Origin of the sequence: Chitinibacter sp. ZOR0017, from assembly GCF_000799095.1 — a bacterium.
In the GTDB taxonomy this organism is placed as follows: Bacteria; Pseudomonadota; Gammaproteobacteria; order Burkholderiales; family Chitinibacteraceae; genus Chitinibacter; species Chitinibacter tainanensis.
The window spans coordinates 203,177-223,690 of sequence record NZ_JTLG01000017.1 but is presented as its reverse complement, the minus strand read 5'-3'; the positions used below and the strand labels follow the sequence as shown (position 1 = coordinate 223,690).

General features: G+C 47.5%; 18 protein-coding genes and 1 pseudogene. 2 read left to right on the top strand and 17 right to left on the bottom strand.

Translation table 11 applies throughout. The annotated features are described in order from the left end of the window. A complete protein-coding gene (locus tag L991_RS06265; RefSeq protein WP_047393504.1) occupies positions 1-492 on the top strand; it encodes a membrane protein in 492 nt (163 codons plus the stop codon). Between the two features lie 157 nt (positions 493-649). Beyond that, positions 650-1,123, top strand: a pseudogene (locus L991_RS17470) (FxDxF family PEP-CTERM protein); the annotation flags it as partial. Between the two features lie 108 nt (positions 1,124-1,231). Here the strand turns inward: L991_RS17470 and L991_RS06255 are convergent. From L991_RS06255 to xrtB, 17 genes are read right to left on the bottom strand one after another with little or no spacing between them, the layout of a single operon-like run. Continuing rightward, positions 1,232-2,596, bottom strand: coding sequence for a phosphomannomutase/phosphoglucomutase (locus L991_RS06255; protein WP_047393393.1), 1,365 nt, complete (start codon positions 2,594-2,596; stop codon positions 1,232-1,234). Continuing rightward, positions 2,593-4,026, bottom strand: coding sequence for a mannose-1-phosphate guanylyltransferase/mannose-6-phosphate isomerase (locus L991_RS06250; RefSeq protein ID WP_047393390.1), 1,434 nt, complete (start codon positions 4,024-4,026; stop codon positions 2,593-2,595). Before L991_RS06250 ends, L991_RS06255 begins: the two co-directional genes overlap by 4 nt. A 12-nt stretch (positions 4,027-4,038) precedes the next feature. Continuing rightward, complete coding sequence (gene rfbC / locus L991_RS06245) at positions 4,039-4,584, bottom strand: dTDP-4-dehydrorhamnose 3,5-epimerase (protein WP_047393387.1); 546 nt, start codon at positions 4,582-4,584, stop codon at positions 4,039-4,041. A gap of 1 nt (position 4,585) precedes the next feature. After that, complete coding sequence (rfbA, locus tag L991_RS06240) at positions 4,586-5,470, bottom strand: glucose-1-phosphate thymidylyltransferase RfbA (RefSeq protein ID WP_047393385.1); 885 nt, start codon at positions 5,468-5,470, stop codon at positions 4,586-4,588. Positions 5,471-5,507: 37 nt separating this feature from the next. Continuing rightward, on the bottom strand, positions 5,508-6,422 hold the full coding sequence (rfbD, locus tag L991_RS06235) for a dTDP-4-dehydrorhamnose reductase (RefSeq protein WP_047393383.1): 915 nt from the start codon (positions 6,420-6,422) through the stop codon (positions 5,508-5,510). A 2-nt stretch (positions 6,423-6,424) separates the two neighbouring features. Then, positions 6,425-7,483 carry a dTDP-glucose 4,6-dehydratase gene (rfbB, locus tag L991_RS06230; RefSeq protein WP_047393380.1) on the bottom strand — a complete coding sequence of 353 codons (1,059 nt, stop codon included), beginning with the start codon at positions 7,481-7,483 and terminating at the stop codon, positions 6,425-6,427. Positions 7,484-7,494: 11 nt separating this feature from the next. After that, positions 7,495-8,607 carry a DUF1972 domain-containing protein gene (locus L991_RS06225; protein ID WP_047393378.1) on the bottom strand — a complete coding sequence of 371 codons (1,113 nt, stop codon included), beginning with the start codon at positions 8,605-8,607 and terminating at the stop codon, positions 7,495-7,497. After that, positions 8,604-9,830, bottom strand: coding sequence for a glycosyltransferase family 4 protein (locus tag L991_RS06220; RefSeq protein ID WP_047393375.1), 1,227 nt, complete (start codon positions 9,828-9,830; stop codon positions 8,604-8,606). The genes L991_RS06225 and L991_RS06220 overlap by 4 nt, the downstream gene beginning before the upstream one ends. A 1-nt stretch (position 9,831) precedes the next feature. Then, positions 9,832-10,926, bottom strand: coding sequence for a glycosyltransferase family 4 protein (locus tag L991_RS06215; RefSeq protein ID WP_081986557.1), 1,095 nt, complete (start codon positions 10,924-10,926; stop codon positions 9,832-9,834). After that, positions 10,916-12,160, bottom strand: a complete 1,245-nt coding sequence (locus L991_RS06210; protein WP_047393369.1) for a glycosyltransferase family 4 protein — start codon at positions 12,158-12,160, stop codon at positions 10,916-10,918. Before L991_RS06210 ends, L991_RS06215 begins: the two co-directional genes overlap by 11 nt. Next, a complete protein-coding gene (locus tag L991_RS06205; RefSeq protein WP_047393368.1) occupies positions 12,160-13,638 on the bottom strand; it encodes a hypothetical protein in 1,479 nt (492 codons plus the stop codon). The genes L991_RS06210 and L991_RS06205 overlap by 1 nt, the downstream gene beginning before the upstream one ends. A 5-nt stretch (positions 13,639-13,643) precedes the next feature. Next, entirely contained in the window at positions 13,644-15,107 is a 1,464-nt protein-coding gene (locus L991_RS06200; protein ID WP_156129009.1) for a hypothetical protein, read from the bottom strand. Between the two features lie 15 nt (positions 15,108-15,122). Continuing rightward, entirely contained in the window at positions 15,123-16,361 is a 1,239-nt protein-coding gene (locus tag L991_RS06195; RefSeq protein ID WP_047393360.1) for a polysaccharide pyruvyl transferase family protein, read from the bottom strand. 26 nt (positions 16,362-16,387) lie between these two features. After that, positions 16,388-17,419 (bottom strand): nitroreductase family protein, encoded by a 1,032-nt coding sequence (locus tag L991_RS16440; RefSeq protein ID WP_052190667.1) that lies wholly within the window; start codon positions 17,417-17,419, stop codon positions 16,388-16,390. Between the two features lies 1 nt (position 17,420). Beyond that, positions 17,421-18,935, bottom strand: a complete 1,515-nt coding sequence (locus L991_RS06185) for a lipopolysaccharide biosynthesis protein (protein ID WP_156129008.1) — start codon at positions 18,933-18,935, stop codon at positions 17,421-17,423. A gap of 11 nt (positions 18,936-18,946) precedes the next feature. Continuing rightward, positions 18,947-19,633 carry an exosortase-associated protein EpsI, B-type gene (epsI, locus tag L991_RS06180; RefSeq protein WP_047393355.1) on the bottom strand — a complete coding sequence of 229 codons (687 nt, stop codon included), beginning with the start codon at positions 19,631-19,633 and terminating at the stop codon, positions 18,947-18,949. Then, positions 19,626-20,513: an exosortase B gene (xrtB, locus tag L991_RS06175; RefSeq protein ID WP_047393352.1), complete on the bottom strand. Its 888-nt coding sequence runs from the start codon at positions 20,511-20,513 to the stop codon at positions 19,626-19,628. Before xrtB ends, epsI begins: the two co-directional genes overlap by 8 nt. Position 20,514: the final 1 nt, after the last annotated feature.

Here is a 20,514-nt window from a genome sequence, read left to right as displayed (position 1 = left end):
ATGGCCAAGCGCTCACCTAGCCGGCAACAAGGCTACGCCTACCTGTGGGCGCTGACCATGGTGCTCATCATGAGCGTATATCTGGCGAAAGTGGGCGAAACCTGGCAAAACCGCATTCAGCGCGCCAAAGAGGCTGAGCTTTTGCGTGTAGGCCTGGAAATCAAAATCGCCATCAAACGGTATACCGAAAATAATATCGGCGACAACCCGCAAACCGCCTACCCGAAAACCTTGCAAGACCTGGTGCAAGACCCGCGGGTGCAATTTCCCAAGCGCTATCTGCGCAAAGCCTACAAAGACCCCATTACCGGCGAAGACTGGCTCTACATCAACGCCCCCGGTGGCGGCTTTTTGGGGGTAATGAGCAAATCCACCGCCAAACCACTCAAAACCGCAAATTTCACCGAAGATTATGCTGGTTTTAACGAAGCGAAAAGCTATCAAGACTGGCGCTTTGCGCAGTGGCCAAACCGCGGCGGCGGCCGCCGATAAACGGCAATAAAACTTAACAAAATCAGCAGTTAATCTTGAAGCAAATCACTTGGCACATGCCAAAGTCATCCGTATAATCCTGCTTGAAACACCCTTCCTTACAATTAGTAAAAGCTAATATTACATGGAGATGTAAATGAAGTTTGCTAAATTTTTAGCAGCAGCTGCTGTTGCAGTAGCTCTTTCACCAGCAAATGCTGCAGTAACTTTGGTTAATGGTGCGAGCTTTGACTCAACCAAAAATATCAAGCAGAACTGGTCTGATGAATGGACATTCAATTCTGATACTTTCAAAGTCAAAGATGGCTCACCAATTCTCTTCAGCTTTGAATCTTTGCAAAATGCCAAAGATAAAGATGGCACTTTTGACTTCTTGTCTGTGAAACTTGTTCAAGGTGTGAATGTACTTGGTACCGCGGTTTTTGGTGCTAACTCAGGCTCATACCTCTTCAGCAATTCATTTGATGCCAAGAAAAACTATAAATTTGTCTTCAATGGCTTCACACCAAACTATGAAGGCAAATTCACATACTCAGTAGCAGCTGTTCCAGAGCCAGAAACTTATGCTCTGATGGGCTTGGGCTTGGTTGGCTTACTGGCAGCGCGTCGTCGTAAAGTGGCCGCAAAATAATCGTGCAATAAACGATTTGAATCCGCCAATAAAAAACCCCGCACCGCGGGGTTTTTTATTGGCCTGTATGATCGCAAAATGCATTAGCGACTAACTCAATGAATAACTCTATTCCAGCAAGGATAAAATAGCCGCGGTTTTATCTTGCATCAGCACAGCATCCGCACGTGATTCAACATTCAAGCGAATCACCGGCTCAGTATTGCTGCTGCGTAGATTAAAGCGCCAAGCACCAAAATCTATACTTACGCCGTCAGTTTCATCCACAGTCACGGCTTGTGCCTCGTACGCTGCGCGCACTTTCGCAATTGCTGCTTTCGCATCAGGCACCACTCGATTGATCTCGCCCGACGATGGGAAGGCGGCAATGCGCTCACTCACCATGGCCGACAGCTTTTGCCCGCTGCGGCTCATCAGCTCAATCACCAACAGCCACGGGATCATACCGCTATCGCAATAGGCAAAATCGCGGAAGTAATGGTGCGCGCTCATCTCGCCGCCATACACCGCATCTTCCTTGCGCATACGCTCTTTGATAAATGCGTGGCCGGTTTTACTTTGAATCGCCACACCGCCGGCTTGTTCAACCATATCGATGGTGTTCCAAGTCAGGCGTGGATCATGAATGATCTTGGCGCCAGGGGTATGCGCCAGGAAGGCTTTTGCCAAAAGGCCTACAATATAATACCCCTCAATAAACTCACCCTGCTCATCAAACAGGAAACAGCGATCAAAATCGCCATCCCACGCTACGCCCAGATCGGCGCCATGGGCGATCACCGCATTGGCAGTATCGGCGCGGTTTTCGGGCAACAGGGGGTTCGGAATACCATTGGGGAACGTGCCATCGGCGTCGTTGTGCACCTTAATCAGCTGCACTGGCACCTTGGCTGCGGCAAATTGCGCTTCCAGTGCATCCACCACATGGCCGGCCGCGCCATTGCCGGCATTCACTACCACTTTCAGTGGCTTGAGGGCGGCGAGGTCGATATAGCCCAGCAAGTGCTGAATATAATCAGCCAGAATCGATTGCTGGCTTAAGCTGCCACGCGTGCTGCTGACTGGTGCGAAATTATTTTCTTCGGCCAGCCGCTGAATATCGCGCAAGCCGGTGTCGCCACTAATCGGCACTGCACCACGCTTCACCAGCTTCATGCCGTTGTAATCCATCGGATTATGGCTAGCGGTGACTTCGATACCCCCATCCACATCGAGGTGGAACGCAGCGAAGTAAACTTCCTCGGTACCAGTCATGCCGATGTCGATGACATCGCAGCCCGCATCCATCAGGCCATTGGCCAGCGCCATTTTCAGCGATTCGGAAGTCAGGCGTACATCACCGCCCACCACCATGCGTTTGGGTTGCAGAAATTCACCGTAAGCGCGGCCAATGCGGTAGGCGATGTCTTCATTCAGCTCGGTGCCCAGCTGGCCGCGAATATCGTAGGCTTTGAAACAACTCAATCGACTCATTTTCTCTCACCAGCCCGGCCGTAGGTGTCTTCAAAGCGCACGATATCATCCTCACCCAGATACCCACCCGATTGCACTTCGATCAGTTCCAGCGGGAATTTACCCGGATTTTCCAGTCGATGCGTAGCACCAATCGGAATGTAGGTGGATTGGTTTTCTGTCAGCAGAAGTGTTTGGTCTCCATTCACCACGCGGGCAGTACCAGTTACCACAATCCAATGCTCGGCGCGGTGATAGTGCATTTGTAAACTGAGTGATGCGCCCGGGTTCACGATAATCCGTTTTACCTGAAAACGCGCGCCCGAATCGATACCTTCGTAACTACCCCAAGGGCGATAGACTTTGCGATGAGTTACTGATTCACTGCGCCCCGCGGCTTGCAGACGATTCACGATGTTTTTTACATCCTGTACTTTGTCTTTATGCGCCACCAAAATGGCATCAGCGGTTTCGACAATCACCAGATTATCAACACCCAGCGCGGCGATCATGCGGTTTTCGCTGCGGATGTAGCTATTGCTCACCCCTTCGACCATCACATCACCGACCAGATTATTACCCTCAGCATCGGCCTGGCTCACTTCGGCCAATGCAGTCCATGAGCCGATGTCATTCCAGCCCAAGCCGGCAGCCGCAATCACCGCGGCATGCGCGGTATGCTCCATCACGGCATAATCGATCGAATCAGAAGGGCAAGCGGCAAATTCATCATGCCCCAAGCGGACGAAATCTAGATCGCGCTGCGAAGCGGCCACAGCAGCTTTTACTTGCTCCAGCATTTTGGGCTGGAATTGCGCCAGTTCTTGCAAATACACATCAGCGCGGAACATAAACATGCCGCTATTCCAATAGAAATCACCACTCTCAATAAATTCTGCCGCACGTTTAGCATCAGGTTTTTCGACAAATGCAGCTACAGTATATGCGGCATCCGTTTCATGAAGAGCATCGCCTCGCTGAACGTAACCGTAACCAGTATGAGGCTCAGTAGGCTGGATACCAAAAGTGACCAATTTACCCGTTGTAGCAACATTGGCAGCACGCAGTACAAGCTGCTTAAATACATTACTTTGCGTGATCACATGGTCAGACGGCAATACAAGTAATAAAGCATCCGGGTTAGACTCCAATGCAATTACTGCAGCTGCTGCAACAGCAGGCGCCGTATTTCTGCCAATTGGTTCCAACACTATCTGAGGATTATGAACACCAGCCTGCCGAAGTTGCTCTGCGACCAGGAAGCGCTGTTCGTTATTGCTAATAAGCAGGGGCGAATTAATATCAGGCAGACCTTTTAAACGTGTCGCCGTCTGTTGCAATAAGCTGGCGTCACCGTACAAGCTCAAAAACTGTTTTGGATAGCCACCACGGGATAGTGGCCACATACGTGTCCCAGAGCCGCCGCACAAAATGACTGGAGTAATCGTCATGGAATCAAAATCCTATGCATACAATTCAGCGGTTTCAAATGTAGCACCTTGCAGGTCTTTTCCTGATAGCTGCGGCTCACCATCAAATGGCCACTGAATACCTACTGTACTATCATTCCACAATAAACTACGCTCAAATTCTGGAAACCAATAATCTGTAGTTTTGTACAAAAATTCAGCTTCTTCACTAATCACAACAAAACCATGGGCAAACCCCTCAGGAATCCATAGCTGCCTTTTATTTTCCTCCGATAATATAACACCTACCCATTGCCCAAAAGTTTCAGAGGACTTTCTTAAATCAACAGCAACATCAAAAACTTCACCGCGGGTACACCGTACCAACTTTCCTTGAGCATGCTGAATTTGGTAGTGTAAACCACGCAAAACACCGCGCTTAGACTTACTGTGATTATCTTGAACAAACTTGACTTGACGCCTCACCAACGCCTCGAATTTATCGTGATTAAAGCTTTCGTAGAAGAAACCACGATGATCGCCAAAAACATTAGGCTCAATAATTTTTACATCAGGAATATGTGTATCAATGACATTCATTTCAACGACGAGCCTCTTTAATCATTTGTAGCAAATATTGGCCGTAAGCATTTTTTTTCAATGGCTGAGCCAATCGCTCTATCTGGTGGGCATCAATCCACCCATGGCGATATACGATCTCTTCAGGACAACAAACTTTCAAGCCTTGCCGTGCTTCAATCGTTTGAATAAATTGGCTAGCTTCCAGCATGGATTCGTGCGTACCTGTGTCTAGCCATGCGTAGCCACGGCCCATAGTTTGTACGTCTAATTGGCCGCGCTTGAGGTATTCACCGTTGACATCCGTGATTTCCAACTCACCCCGCGGCGAAGGTTTGATATTTTTGGCAATTTCTACAACGTGGTTGTCGTAGAAATAGAGGCCAGTCACCGCATAGTTTGACTTGGGTATGGCTGGCTTTTCTTCGATTGAGAGCGCTTTACCGTTCGCGTCGAAGTCAACCACGCCGTAGCGCTCAGGATCATGAACATGATAAGCAAACACGCTAGCCCCACTCTCTTTGGCTGCGGCAGTTTGTAACAGCCCTGCAAATTCATGGCCGTAAAAAATATTGTCACCCAGCACCAATGCGACATCATCTTGCCCAATAAAGTCTTCACCAATGATGAAAGCTTGTGCCAGACCATCTGGGCTTGGCTGTACCGCATATTGCAGCTTGATGCCCCATTGGCTGCCATCGCCGAGCAACTGCTCAAAGCGGGGCGTATCTTGAGGGGTAGAGATGATCAAGATGTCGCGAATACCCGCCAGCAGCAATGTGCTGAGCGGGTAATAGATCATCGGTTTGTCGTAAATCGGGAGCAATTGTTTTGAGACTGCTATCGTAGCGGGGTACAGCCGCGTGCCAGAACCACCGGCGAGGATAATGCCTTTGCGATTAGCCATGATGATTAGTTCCTAAGTTGAGAATTCGGTCTTTTGTCTAAGCCTGCTTGAGCAGTGTCATCACCTGCCCTACGCTGTGTTGCCAGCTGGGTAGCGTTAACCCAAATGTGGTTTGCAGTTTTTGCGTGTTCAGGCGTGAATTAGCTGGGCGTGGCGCGGGTACTGGGTAGTCGCTGGCAGGAATAGCGTTGATGTCTTGGCTTGAAATCTTTAGGGTATAGCCCTGCTGTTCAGCAATTTCATTCACTAGCGATGCATACCCATGCCAGCTGGTTTCACCACTGGCGACCAGATGGTAAGTGCCATAGGCGAAGCTGGCCTTATCCGTGCTGCGCAGGTATTGCGCGATAATTTGCGCGGTGACATCGGCGAGTAAGCTGGCAGCAGTGGGCGCGCCAAACTGATCGGCCACCACGCTGAGCGCATCGCGGGTTTGCATCAGCTTAAGCATGGTTTTCAGGAAGTTGCCGCCATGTGCACCAAACACCCAGCTAGTACGGAAAATCAAATACCGCGGATTCGCCGCCGCTACAGCCAGCTCGCCGGCTAATTTGGTTTTGCCATATACCGATCGCGGGTTGGGTGTATCTGTCTCAACGTACCAGCCGTCTTTATTGCCATCAAAAACGTAATCAGTGGAATAATGAATCAGCAAGGCGCCGAGCCTGGCGGCTTCTTCTGCAAAGACCTGTGGTGCGGTGGCATTGAGCGCCGTGGCCAGTTCGATTTCGGATTCCGCTTTATCCACCGCGGTATGCGCGGCGGGGTTAACGATGATGTCTGGTCGAATACGCTGCACGAGTTCACGAATCGCAGCTGGGTTCGATAGATCACATTCTTCTCGATCAACCGCAATCACCTCACCTAATACGGCGAGGCTACGTTGCAACTCAAACCCGACTTGGCCATTTTTACCCGTCACTAAAATCTTGGGTATTGCTTGAGCGACCATGTTTAGGCTCCGTACTGGGTTGATACCCACTCACGGTATGCACCGCTGGTCACATTACCTACCCAAGCTTGGTTGCCGAGATACCATTCCACCGTTTTACGAATGCCCGATTCAAACGTTTCAGCCGGTTTCCAGCCCAATTCTCGTTCGAGTTTGCGCGCATCAATCGCGTAGCGGCGGTCGTGGCCTGGGCGATCGGTCACGTAGGTAATTTGATCCGCGTAACCTTGGCCATCGGCGCGGGGTTGCAATTCATCAAGCAAGCTGCAAATCGTCTTCACCACATCCAGATTGGCTTTTTCGTTCCAACCACCGACGTTATATGTCTCACCCAATTTCCCGGCTTCGAGTACGCGACGAATCGCTGAGCAATGGTCTTTCACATACAACCAATCACGAATCTGCTGGCCATCACCATAAATCGGTAACGGTTTGCCATTCAGCGCGTTCAAAATCACTAGCGGAATCAATTTCTCTGGGAAATGGTAGGGGCCGTAGTTATTAGAGCAGTTGGTCGTCAGCACCGGCAAGCCATAGGTATGGTGCCATGCACGCACCAAATGATCTGAAGCGGCTTTCGATGCCGAATAAGGGCTATTTGGCTCGTAGGTATTGGTCTCGCTGAAAGGCGGATCACTAGCTTCTAGCGTGCCATACACTTCATCGGTGGATACATGCAGAAAGCGGAAAGCCCCTTTTTGATCTGCAGGCAGCTCACTCCAGTAAGCACGCACGCTTTCGAGCAGATTGAAAGTGCCGACCACATTGGTCTGAATAAAATCACCAGGGCCATGAATTGACCGATCGACATGCGACTCAGCCGCAAAGTTAATCACTGCCCGTGGTTTGTACTCGGCTAGCAGGCGCCCAATCACTTCACGATCGCCAATATCGGCACGCACGAAAATATGCCGAGCATCACCATCCAGTGACTTAAGGGTATCTAGATTACCTGCGTAGGTGAGCTTGTCCACATTAATTACAGGCTCATCAGATTGCGCCAACCAATCAAGTACAAAATTGCCACCAATAAAGCCTGCGCCACCAGTTACTAAAATCATTCTGCTTTCCTTTAATCTTTTTGTTGCCACTTGAGTAACAATTGTTCGTACTGAATTAATACTGCATCCCATTCAAACTTTGAATGGTACTGAGCAATAGCGGCCTGCTGCAAGTTTTGTACCAAGGCCCCATCGTTACATAGCCTGGTGATTTGCTCATGACATTCATCTATCGAAGAGAAGTAGACCGCCGATTCTGCAGCAACCCATCTATTGAAGCGATTGTCATGGGCCAACACGGGGTTGCCTGCACCTAGAGCCTCAACGAGAGAGGGATTTGTCCCCCCAACCTGATGACCATGCACATAGAAACGGGCACCAACCCGCAAAGAATTCACTACCTGTCGATCATAGATAGCACCAACAAACTTAACTTCAGCGCTAGCCGCCGCCAAAACCTCAGCATGGTAAGCATTTCCTTGCGGCTTGTAATTCCCTAGTATTACTAATGGCATTCCACGCGATTGTTTGGAAAAGGCCTGAACAACCTCAAGGACCGAATTTTCAGGCTCTGGCCGAGCGATCAAAATGCCATAACAACCGGCATTGAGCCCGAACTGTTCAAGAATTTTTGGTTCAAATGTGGCAAGACGTTCCGCGCCATAAGGAATCATGGTGATTTTGCTATCAGCAGCACCACGCGCTAAATGGACTTTAATTTGAGGATGGTCAGCAACCATATGATTGCTTAATAGCGAGCCGGCCCACTCATTGATCCAGAACCAAGTCTTGGCTACTAGCCCCCATTTAGCCCGGCGCCATTCGATCCCATCCATATTGATAACATTCGGAACCCCCTTGAACCGTAACACGGTCGCAAAAAGAGCGGTGTTATACCCTAGCGTAAGGCAGAGATCTTTACTCTTGCTCGCGTGCAGCGTTGAGACCCAATCAAAAACAATCGTGCTCTTGGCGCCATTGCCATGAACCGGAATATGGATTCTCTTCACTCCGCGCCAGTCGGACTCATAAATCTCACCCTCACCCTCTTCTTGGCAATAAACAATGACAGTCCAACCGCGTTCAACCAAAAAGGGAGCGAGGTATTCTGCAAAAGTCTCAAATCCACCATGGGCAGCTGGTACACCACGAATACCTAAAATACGAATGGTTTTATTTTTCATAGCTGCACACCCAGATCAGAATAAAGCGCTTGGATTTTGTTCACGTACTGCTCGCGATTAAAGTGCTCAGCAACCATCTGTCGTGCGCTATACCCGAGTTGAACCAAGGCATCATCAGGACAGCCAGCCACTTGGCGTAACACCTCGGTCAAATCATCCACATTGCCACTTGTAAATGTCCATCCTGACGTACCATTTATGACCATTTCAGGTATGCCACCAATATCGGCGCCAATTACAGGTTTACCTAAGGCAAAACTCTCCAGCACACTCATTGGAGCATTTTCATACCACTCAGAAGGTAATACCACTGCACGCGCACCACGAATCAAATCATGTAACTCGCCCCCAGAGCGGTAACCCAGAAATTCTGCACTTGAACCAAGCTCTTTTGTGAGAGCCTTCAGTTCAAGTTCAATCGGGCCAGTACCCGCAATTTTTAGCGGCACGCCTGCCTGATGTGATGCATGGATTAATGTAGCAACGCCTTTTTCTGGGGCAAGACGCCCAAAATACAGGAAATAAGCGCCGGCATCCTGAGCAGGCTCAAACTGGGAAACATCAACATAATTTGGAATGTATACGAATTTCTCAACAGGCCAACCCCATTCTACAAATTTCTTCATAAAAAATTGGCTGGGAACAACAATCCGATCAATGTGTTTTTTATAAGTATCGAGCGAACGATGGACTGCAGTCTCCGCGGCAACTATGGCACTGGCCGCCAAAGAATTTCGCAAACACCGATGCTTGATAACATTGATAACCGAACCATCTTTGCATTTCTCGCAGATGCCGGTTTCATTTAGCATCTTATAAGCTGGGCAGGCAATTTTTAGATCATGGGCAGTCATCACAACTGGCACATTCAGACTTTTTAGCGTTGGAATAATCGCCGGAGATAAATGATGGTAAATGCAATGCAAGTGGGCAACATCAGGTTTAAAGTCATTGACGAGTCGCTTAATTTTTTTTTGCGCCTCAAAAGAGTAAACAATCTTTGAGGCCATCTTGACTTTATCAACTAATGAATAGTTATGACCAAACTCTATCTCCTCTACAAAGTACTCAGACCATTCTGATGCAAAGTTTTTGGGGTGGTGCATTGAAAAGAAAGCATTGCGCCATCCCAACTTTTCTAACAAGGCCGCATGTTCTAAATAAACCACATCGGAACCACCACGGCGATAGTGGTAATTGTTTACACTCAATAGACGAGGCATTTTATTTTCGCTGTAAAAAATCAAGGAGTTGCTGTGCAATTAATGGCCATTGTGCGTCTTGACCTGCCACACTCATTGCAGTTTGAAATTGATCATAATTTTGTTCCATCTCGCGCAATGCAAGCCCAAGATTAGTCGCAATTTGGTTATCCGCATCAATAAATAAGCCAGCCCCCGCGGGCACTTGCTCCGGAAAATCGCCAACCCGCGTGGCAACTACGGGCAAAGCAAACGCGAGAGCAATCTTGAGTACACCACTGGTCGTCCCTTCAAGATACGGAAGACTGATGACATTACTGGCTGCAACGAAATTCTCGACTTCTTCAAATGGTATGCGTCGATCATGTAATACAACATTAGGCATCAACTTTGCTTCGTTCAGCGCTGCGGCATATTGCGGACCATGGCCAGCCACACTACTGGCTCCCGCCAATAAAAATTTGAAACGGGGCACATCGGCAAACTGCTTGGCACAAGTCAGAAATTCGAGGAGGCCTTTTCGCGGCTCTAAATGGCCAAAAAAAAGGGTGACAAAGTCCTGGGGTTCAATACCGGGTATTTTTTCCCGGGCTGCCTGCTGGCTAATTTGGGTTAGATTAAAAATATCATAAATACCATGAGGTACAACTAAAATTGGAGCGCGGACACCTAATGCCTCTACTCCCGCTTTAGCCGATTGAGAATGACAAATAACCCGATCAAATGAGCGATAATAAAAACCAAATGTGGTTTTACTCCAGGGCCGGGGGTAGTGGGGCAAAACATCGTGCACAGTAATACAACATTGAATGCCAAATACACGCAACGTTCTAACACATAAGCCATCTAGCAGCGCAAATTTAAGTGGCCCCTGAAAAATAACCCATGCAGGACGGCGCCGTAACACGCCAAACAAAAAACGAAACAGATCAATCGGATAGTGGCGCGAGCGGCGAAAAACTCTCAACACCTCAAAACCTAACTGATCAAAACGTGCTGGTAATGAGCGTGCGGTGACAACCGTAGTCCGAACAAGGGCTGATAAAGCCCGAGCAAGGGATACTGAATAATCAGCGAGACCAGAATCGCCAGTAAAACTCACAACTTCAATTTTCATTACTTAACCCCAGTTCTTGCATGATTGGCGAGTAGATACGGGAAATTAAGGCGTCCCAGGTGAATGCTTGTACCCGTTGCTGACACTGGCCGCGCAATTCAGTGTCGTTCGCTAAGCGTGCCAGAATCCGCAATGTTGCGGCTGCAAATTCATTCACCGTGGCGGCCTGATCAGTCAAAGCCACTACAGCCTCGCCACAACTTTCATCGACCACGACACCGGGCCCCCCTAGTTTGTAACAGACCACTGGCAGTCCCGCTTGTAAGGCCTCCAAGACCACAAAGCCGCCTGAATCGCGCAAGCTCGGGTAAAACAACAAATCATATTGCTGATAAGTCGCCAGCACCTCTTCTTTGGCCAGCCAGCCTTTCCATTCGATTGCATGATCAATCTGTAACTCTGCCGCAATACGTTGCCAGCGTGGGCGATCAACACCATCACCGATGATGGTCAGACGCAAGTCAGGACGCTGCGACAAAGCCTGCGCAAAGCTTCGCAACCCCAGATCCATTCCCTTTAACCCAATACAACGGCCGACGAATAGCAAGCGGTATGGGTGCAGAATTGCAGGTAGCTCGTTTAGAGATGGAGCAGACTGTGTATTCCACCCAATGGCTAACTCGATTTGTGCCTTGGCCGCGACATCATGGGGTACCCGGCCCAGATGCCCCGCCGAAGTAAAGAGTACTCGTCGGGCCTGATTAAAAGTCATTCGCATTAAGGGGTCAAATCGAACCAACGCATTCAATAATGCGCGCACATTTTCGATGATGCGTTGTTGAGTAGAAAATAAAGACGCATAACCGGGAGGTATTTCATCTCCCCCAGCCACGGGCCCAAAATAAAAGGGCTTACCCAACAGGCCCATAAAACTAGGCTGGCGAAAACTAACCCAAGTAACATGGTGAATCAGATCAATAGATTCGGTTTTGATCCAGTGTGCGGCATAGCGATATGCAGCCCATTGCCACAAATAATAATACAGGTGATTTCGCCGGTTAATTTTTGCCAACAGCGCATGAATACGGGGCAGATCGATATAAATAAACCTTACATTTGCACACTCGCCGGTTTTATCCCTGTGTCGCTCAATCGCATTACGATGCGAAGTGCGGGTAAACACAGTCACTTGATGGCCACGCACTGCCAATTGGCGAGCCCACTGCCAACCAACCTCTTCATCGGAGCCAAAATCCGGATCACACGCAAATGCAGAAAGTAATATATTGGCCATTATTTCATCACAATATCGAAAGACATGACTGAAAGCGGCTGCACCAGAAGCGATAAATTACCAGATTTGATGTTACCGCCCTCTTCTGAATATTTTATTAAAGCGCTGGATGTACTACCATCTTGAGCAATCTGTAACTCACGTTTCTTTAAAGTCACGGCACCATCTGGCAACACGGCACGCAACGAAAGGGCAACCGGTTTTTGGTAAGGCGAGCGATTGATTAACCAAACTCGATATGCGCGTGATTGATTAAGTATCGAAAATACAGAAGCACGAATAGCATATTTACCCAGATGATCGCCGTCATACGAAGCGGTCGAGACTGTCGTGAGTGCCTTATTGGTATCTGGCAGATTAAAAACCTTAAACAAATAGGCGATATTACTTGGTATAACCATTCCATTGTTTACATTTAAAAAATTCCACGGGCCTGCGCGTAAGCCATGCCACATCGCGCCACGTACGCCATTCATTTGGCTTAAGCCAATCAGAAAATCCGCAGTCGATAGCACACCATTGGCATCCGCAGTTTGATACCAATTAGATGACCATTGATTATCACTTGGATTACCTTGTGGCCAGCGCGCATGCTCGGTAAGCCAGACCCCAGGATATTGGACACCATTCTGCTTCATCATCGTGATATTGTCCGCCAGCTTAGTCAGTCGATTGATAATACTCGGCCCCTCTGGCGGATTATCGTAGTACATATGGAAAGCAAATTCGGATGTATACCCTTTAAATCGATTGACTAAAAAACGGTTATGCTCAAGATCGCTGCTTATCCAATCTGGCTTGTATTCAAGCAATGGGACAACAATTTTAGCCGCCGGATCCGCCTGCAAAATACTTTGAATAACTGGCTCTGAACGCTGAGCAATTTTATCCGCAGCCCATTGCAGCCGGCCACGTTCTAGCTCATTGCCGATTTCCCAATAGCGAGTGCGACTGGGCGAGGCACCTTTAACATAACTAGCATATGCTGCGGCACTTTTACTCAGCACGCCAAGATCTGTTTCCTGCTGCTCGTAGCCAACCACATTGGCTATATGCCAAGACACACCTAGATTTAATTGATCCAAACTTTTAGCATATTCAAGCGGACCAAATAAGCATGGCTGCGGCGCAGACCAACTAGCCGGTTTAAGTAATAAAGTATTAGCGACCGGCTTGATGCAATTTTGCCAATCAATTTCATTAACAGCGCCACCATAACGAATGGAGGAAACCATACTGGTCTTCAGGGCCTGCACACTCGCAGTGCTTAAATTGCCATTAGCGTCAGCTAACGCAGTTTGCGTTTCCCACCATAAAGAATGTACGCCAAAGAAATTTTTAACTTCGGTACGACCATCGACCAGAGCTGGCGCTATTATTATTTTATTGCCGCCTTCAGCCACATTAAAAGTATTTCCTTGGCTGTTACCACATGCCGACAGCAATAACACGCTCACTGCAATCAATTGTTTTTTCATTATATTTATTTAAATCCAACTAGCGTTGATCGGCGGCCGTAATATACTATCAAGCCAAGAGAGAACCAGAACAAATATTGCATACTGACCCCTGCCACCATGGCCGGCTGATACGGCAGCATGGCGAGGAATACCAACACCCACGCTTTTAAACCAACCATCAGCCAGCGCACCCAGCTGGTAACATGGGCTAAGCGTGAAATTCGGCTAGCCTCAAAAAAAGCACCCAATGTTAAAAGAGTAAAACCAAGAGTACCTAGCAGCCCACAATTCCATAACAAAATAGAAAATGCCGTATTATCAATACCTGGGCCGTACTGCAGCACTGCTGATCCTGCGCCGGCGAGAAAACTGCTTTCCAAAGTTGCACCGGGCCCGAAACCAATAAATGAATACAACAAGGGCATCGACGTTTTGGTCTGATCAAACCAATATTCTAAATTTGCAAAACGACCACGATGCAGAGGGTCAATTTTGAAATTTGGATCAAAAGAATAGGTGAATGCATGCAGCACCTCGCCGTCCGCTTGCCAGAACCTTTGCGAGTAAATTGCAACAATCACTATTAACGCAAACCCAAAAAGAGCTAACATTTTCAGTTGCCCACGATTGATACCGCCTGGTACTTGCCAGAGCACGCCGATCAGCAACAGAGGCGTTAATACAATGACGATTTTGGTTTCGGCCAGGCCGATTGAAACCAAAGCGGAAATCACCGCACACCACAGCCAGCGCCGGTTTAGCTGCTGGTGCTCAACTAAGAAATAAACAACAAATAACACCATAACCGTAAAACAAGCCATTTCGCCGGTATAGCCCCCCCCCAATGGATTGCCACCAAAGGAGCCGACAATGGCTTCTGCATCACCACCTACAGCCCCCATTCCATAGCGCTTGGGTACGACTATTAATTGTTGTGCGATACAAAAAAGCCACTGCAGACAACCAATTATCAAAATCAATCGTGTATGACGCTGTAACGTCTGCTCTTGCAGATACCCCAAAGCTACCACGTAAAATACGGCTAAAAATGGGATCAAAGTTCTTAATCCCACCACCAATTGGCTCACATTGGCAAAATTAACCATTGTGCTAAAAATCAAGGTCAAGACGTAGAGTGCAAACCCCATGCCCATCAACCGATTAATAAACAATGGGGCTTTTAATTTATCGGGTTTAGGCGCAAAGCAAACCGCAACAAACAATGCCAGAGCAAGTAACGATGCCAACCAATTTGCTTGTGAAATACCGAAGAAAATTTCTAGTGAACCACTTACCAGCAGACTGGCCGCCAAAACAGAATAACTCAGTACTGGCAAACTCCTAAGTAGCACCACCGCACTCAGCAGCGCCAATAAGCCGATGATCAAACGATAGCTACCAAGAGCTGTGACGCCGCCAAAAAGCATTGCAGTCAGTACCGCAATAACCCCTAGCGCGAAAACACCTCCATTTTCTTTGTTAATCACAAATAGGGGCTCCCCTTAAAACATCGCTTGAAGCAATTGTGCGGAGCGATATGCTTCAGATTTAAAGACTGGCAATTTATCAGCTAAATACTGCTGGATCGTCGCGCGTTGACTAATCAGTAGATTAAAATGCTGCTGCAAACTTGCGCTTGTGACTTGAGGGGTTTCCAGCACAAAATCTAAATGACCGAATAGATCTTTATTGATCCCTTTCGCCTTAATGCTATAGGCAATCGATGTTGTTGGCACCGCTTGTGATAATGCAGCAACCGTGGCGTGAGTGCGCGCACCCATAAAATAATGACACCGGCGAATGACATCTTTCAACTGGGCTGCATTTAATGTGCGGGGCAACATCTGTACCACATCAGGGCCAAATCCAGCGGCACGCAATTGATCTAAAATCTGACTCATATAAGCCGAATCACTGTTTTCGGTTTGCCCATTGAGCGGATCTACGTGTGGCACGAGCATTACATTGACCTCGTTTTGCTGCAAAGTGGCGATCAAAAAGTTCACCACCTCCTGATCGAGCGCGGTCTTCGAGTCAGCGTCTTCCCTAAAATTGCGAATCAGTGGACTAACGTTAAATCCAAGCACTGGCTTGGCTTGTTTAAACAATTGCAACAAATCTTCAGACACTGGCTCAAAATCGAGGGCAAATGCCGAATCAACGACTAATTGCACATTCTCAATCCCTAGTTTCTGCAGATATTCTAATGAAGCCGTTTCTCGCACCGTGATTAAGCTAAACCGTTGCAAAAAGCCAATCATCAACTTTTCCACCGCAGGCATTTTACTAAAAGGGCCAACCGAACCAGCCCACAGTACTGTTTTCTTACCCGCATTCATCGCGGTTTCGCAAATGCGCATCCAGTAATAAAGTGATCCAAGACCATAATCCAAAGAAATAATATCGCCGCCCGTCATCACCAAAGCATCTGCACTTAGAATATGTGCCTGCGTATTAGCGCTAACCGTGAATTTAGGCGGATGCGCATCCAAGGATTTCAGGACACGCCGTGCCCGGCTCCACCAACGAATTGCAGATGGGATCGGTTCAGCAGGCACAAATTGCACTGCATATTGTTTTGCATCCGGCCATTGCTTAGCATCTACCTCCGGTGCGTGACTCGGCACAATAAACTCTGCCGCAGGCATATGTTGCAAAATTGTTTTAACATTTGAACGGATTAGGGCTTCACAACCACGATTACCAAAATTATCTTGGCCGGCGAAATAGATTTTTGCCATTTTTCTTTCCTGAGAAAACAAATTTATTAATGAATAATCACGGTAGACTCTAACGCGCGTCGAGGAGAACGAGGTACTAAGGCTCCACTAGCGGCATAACCGACCAGTAAATACATTACGATGCGTTCCTGTTCTGGCACCTTCCCGAGTTGATGTGCTAATTCGTCCTGTGCCGGTTCGACACACCAATTCAGGCAGCAACTTGAGAGCCCTTGGGCTTGAAGAGCATAAAGTAGATTCATGGCATAGAGTCCACCATCTACATAAGGTTGATTACGTTCCGATGCGTCAAAAAAAGAATAGGCATCCGCCGTGACGAGTATAAGCAAGGGCGCAGTATGCCCAAAACCACGATTGCCATTTTGAAGAGCTAACAGCGCTTCGATTTTTTGTTTATCGCTGTAAACATGAATACGGCACGGCTGCCGATTACAGGCGCTGGGACTTAATTGCGCAAGCTCTGCAGCTCGCCGAATTAGAGCCAAGTCAACCGGCGTAGACTGATATTCACGCACACTGCGCCGCGCTTCAACCAGCTGTTGAAAAATAGGCCACACCACATCGGTAGTGATTAGGCGAGCGGGCAAAGGGGTACTTAAAGTCTTTTCCTGCTCAGTATATTGCTCGAGTAATCCATCAAGTCTTTCACGCAATATCTTTCCCTGCTTCGGGGGGGTCTCATTTAATCGTTGACGATAAGCGCGCAATGTTTCGATCGCCCCGCGGAAAACAGGGTCTTGTTCAGAAAGCCCATGCTTACGCCATTCGGCCATTAAATCCAGAGTCGCAATTGCTGGATCATATCCAAAAAAGCGTTTTTCCCCCGGCATACAAAGGCCTTTCTCTAATTTGTGATACTGAAAGAGCAATGCCGCGCTTAAAGTCGTATAGGCACGTTGATGCGCACCCATCCAATTCATATGCTTGAAGGTAAGCTTGGCATCGCGCACGTAAAATAAAATTTTACGAGTGCGATGATAAAATGAGCGGGAACCAGAATACATTGTGGCGAGCCCTGGTATACGCAAGGCCGTTTCTCGAATCATTCTCTTAAACATATTACAGTCTCAATATCTTAGCTAAAGGAGCTGGGCAAACTGAAGTTAGCCATTTTTGCTCAAGACTAGAAAAGGGTGAAAATTTAATCAGCAAAATCAACAACACCAAAATCGCAACAACTGCTGAAAGCACTGGCGAAAACCAATGATTAAAGGCCAGCGGTAAAGCAACCGCAGTAGTTACACTCCCCACAATCACTAGTAGACCTCGAATTGGCAAAGTAAATCGATGAACTTGATTTATCTGTAAAATTAAATAGCACGCAAAGCACCAGATTATCTCGCTCACCAAAAATGCCAAGGCCACACCAATTGCGCCATAACGTCCACCTAGATAGATCGCAATTGGTAACCCAACCGCACTACATGCTGTTGCCCACATTGGAGCCCAAGACGTTTCACGTGCCAAACAGTACATTGACAATGCACCATGGGTTGCAACAGCTAACAATGCCACAACAATGATGCACATTACTGGCCCAGCGTTGGTGTAATTACCGCCCGAGATTTTCCCTAAAAACCAATCCCCTAAGAATATTAAGATGCAAAAAATGGGGACAACAAATAGCCAGTTAACTTTAATTACCATCACCAGCATCTCAGGCAGAATGTGATTTGCATCTTCTTTCTTAGAAGCAGCCACAAACACCGGACGGAAAACCCCAGCCAAAATATTAATCGGTAAGTAGCGCTGTACCACAGCCGCCAAGGAGTATGCAAAGCCAAATACGGCAAGCGCGTGCGCTCCCACATTGCCCGCTAAAATCAACTTCATTGCATCCGGGCCGTAAAGAATACCAAGTAATTGTGCCATATATGCTGGCACAGCAAACTTTACCATGCGCACCAAAGTGCCTTCATGCAATTCCGTCGAACCCAATTCACTTGCAACATATAATTGCGCAAAAAGAATAAACCCAACAAAAAAACCCAAAGAAGCGGCGATCATCTCCAACCGAATCACATTTTCAATTGTCAATCCATCTTGATAACCAAGATACAACAACCCCACCACACGAACTAAAGTTCGCAGTAAAAGTGTAAATTGGCTACGTCCCTGTGAGAGCATAGAATCGAAAATCGATTCAAAAAAACGCGCCATCCCTTCGCAAATCGATATTGCGAGGACATAGAGAACCAACACCGAACTAAAATGCGCCCCTGAAAAAACCCTTACAAATAAATCCGGAAAAGATAGCAAAATTCCGCCAGATAAAATTAGTGATAAAAAGCGAAGTGCAATCAATTTTAGCACCGGGCCTTCTACGACATAGCAGCCATTAGTCTTCTGTGCTGCACTCACATACCGATAAACGGATTGAATCAATCCGCAATTGCTCGCCAGAATTACAATTTCTGCAACAGCCCAAACAGCAAAATAGATTGCATACTCAGTACTTTTTAATCCACGTGACAATAGGACAAGTACTACTAAGCCTGCCACAGCTGAAAGCGGCCTCGTAATCAGCATGGAAAGCATGCTTTGTTTTACGCGAGTTGTTGTATTCTTAATCACTATTTATTCCATCATTGCGGGCTAGCAACACCATACAACCAACTCTTTACAGGCTCTTGCAATACTGCATATAACTCAGTAATGAATCTCTCCTGCAATTTATACTCTGCCATTTCATCAGCACCTAGACTGGATACTCTAAATAACAAACCGTCTGCTACTTTGCCACTCAAGCCATATTTAAGTTGAGCTATTTTTGCTTGCTGCCCACTGGCAACTTGATACTCTCCGACTGTTATCCAATAGGTAATTGGCTCATGACGTTGATCTTGCTTAGCAAGTAATTTAACTACATTCAGGCTTTTTTCACCCACACGCACTTGTTCTCTTCGACTTTGACCTACCGTAAAACCTTGAGCGGGATAACATACCTCAGGTCGATGAACTGCATTCTGATCCCCCTGATCTTTCCCGTACGCAATTACAATCATCACACGTTGCCCTGCTTGATTGATATAAGTTCGGCTAATTGTATCAGAGTAGATTTTATTGATTGTTGCCTGCATTTCAGCAGGAACTTCAATAACAGGCTGATTTGGATCAATCTTCCAATCACCAAATTGCTCTGGTAGTGCATTGGCTAATTTCAAATTGCGCTTTACAGCTATTGATTCTGTTGGCACTAGTGTGTGTGCAGCGATTCCAGCAGTGAACATCATCACAGCAACTAGCAACTGGGTCATTTTCTTGTTAGGCATGTTTGTATACCTTGGGTTTGTTCAGGAGGCCCAGAATTGCATCAAGAATAAACATGCCAGCCAAAGCAAAAGCAAACAATGCCATTCCGGCAAAATCATGAATAAATCCCTGGCCAGCATCGTCGCCGAAATGATACGTAACTAAGATTAAGGTCATTACACGAATGATGTTAGCGATAAAAGCCATTGGCAAAATCGCCAAAATCAAAATGACATTGCGCCATTTGCTCTGGTGATTGGTGATGTAGACATACAAAGATCCTACCGCCAGCAGACTAAACATGGAATGCATACCCGAGCAGGCATCCGCCACCAGCAGTTGATATTGCCCCACGGTAATCAATACGCCGCTGCGCCCTACCGGGTAGCCCGCCGCATAGAGGATCACTTCGGCAATATGGGAGACTTGGCTTTTTAAGGCGCCAGTGAGCGCATCCACCACCGAGCCGGGTAGCGGGATTAAAAACAGCATAAACACCAGCGCAAACCAGGCGATTGCAATGGCCCGTGGCCCTTTGCTGAGCAGCAATAGCGCCATTACTAGCGGGATAAACGCCCCGATTTCAAATATTAAAATCGCTTGCGAGCGGCCTAATACATACAGCAATAAGGCTGGGATCAGCAGCACAAAGGCCATGCCAGTGGCTGGGCGATCTGGCAGCGCTACGATGCGCTCTTTTACCTGCCAGAATAGCCATACCACAATGGCGAGGATAATTGGGCCGTGGGCCTGATCATCACTTTGCCAGATACCTTGCGCCAGGCTCAGGCATGTAGGCACGGCGAGTGCGAGCAAACCCAACACAATGAGTAAGTTTTTCTTAAAAAAAACGGCCAAATTAAATTGGCCATTTTGCGCTTGCTGCTGTGCGGTTTGCATA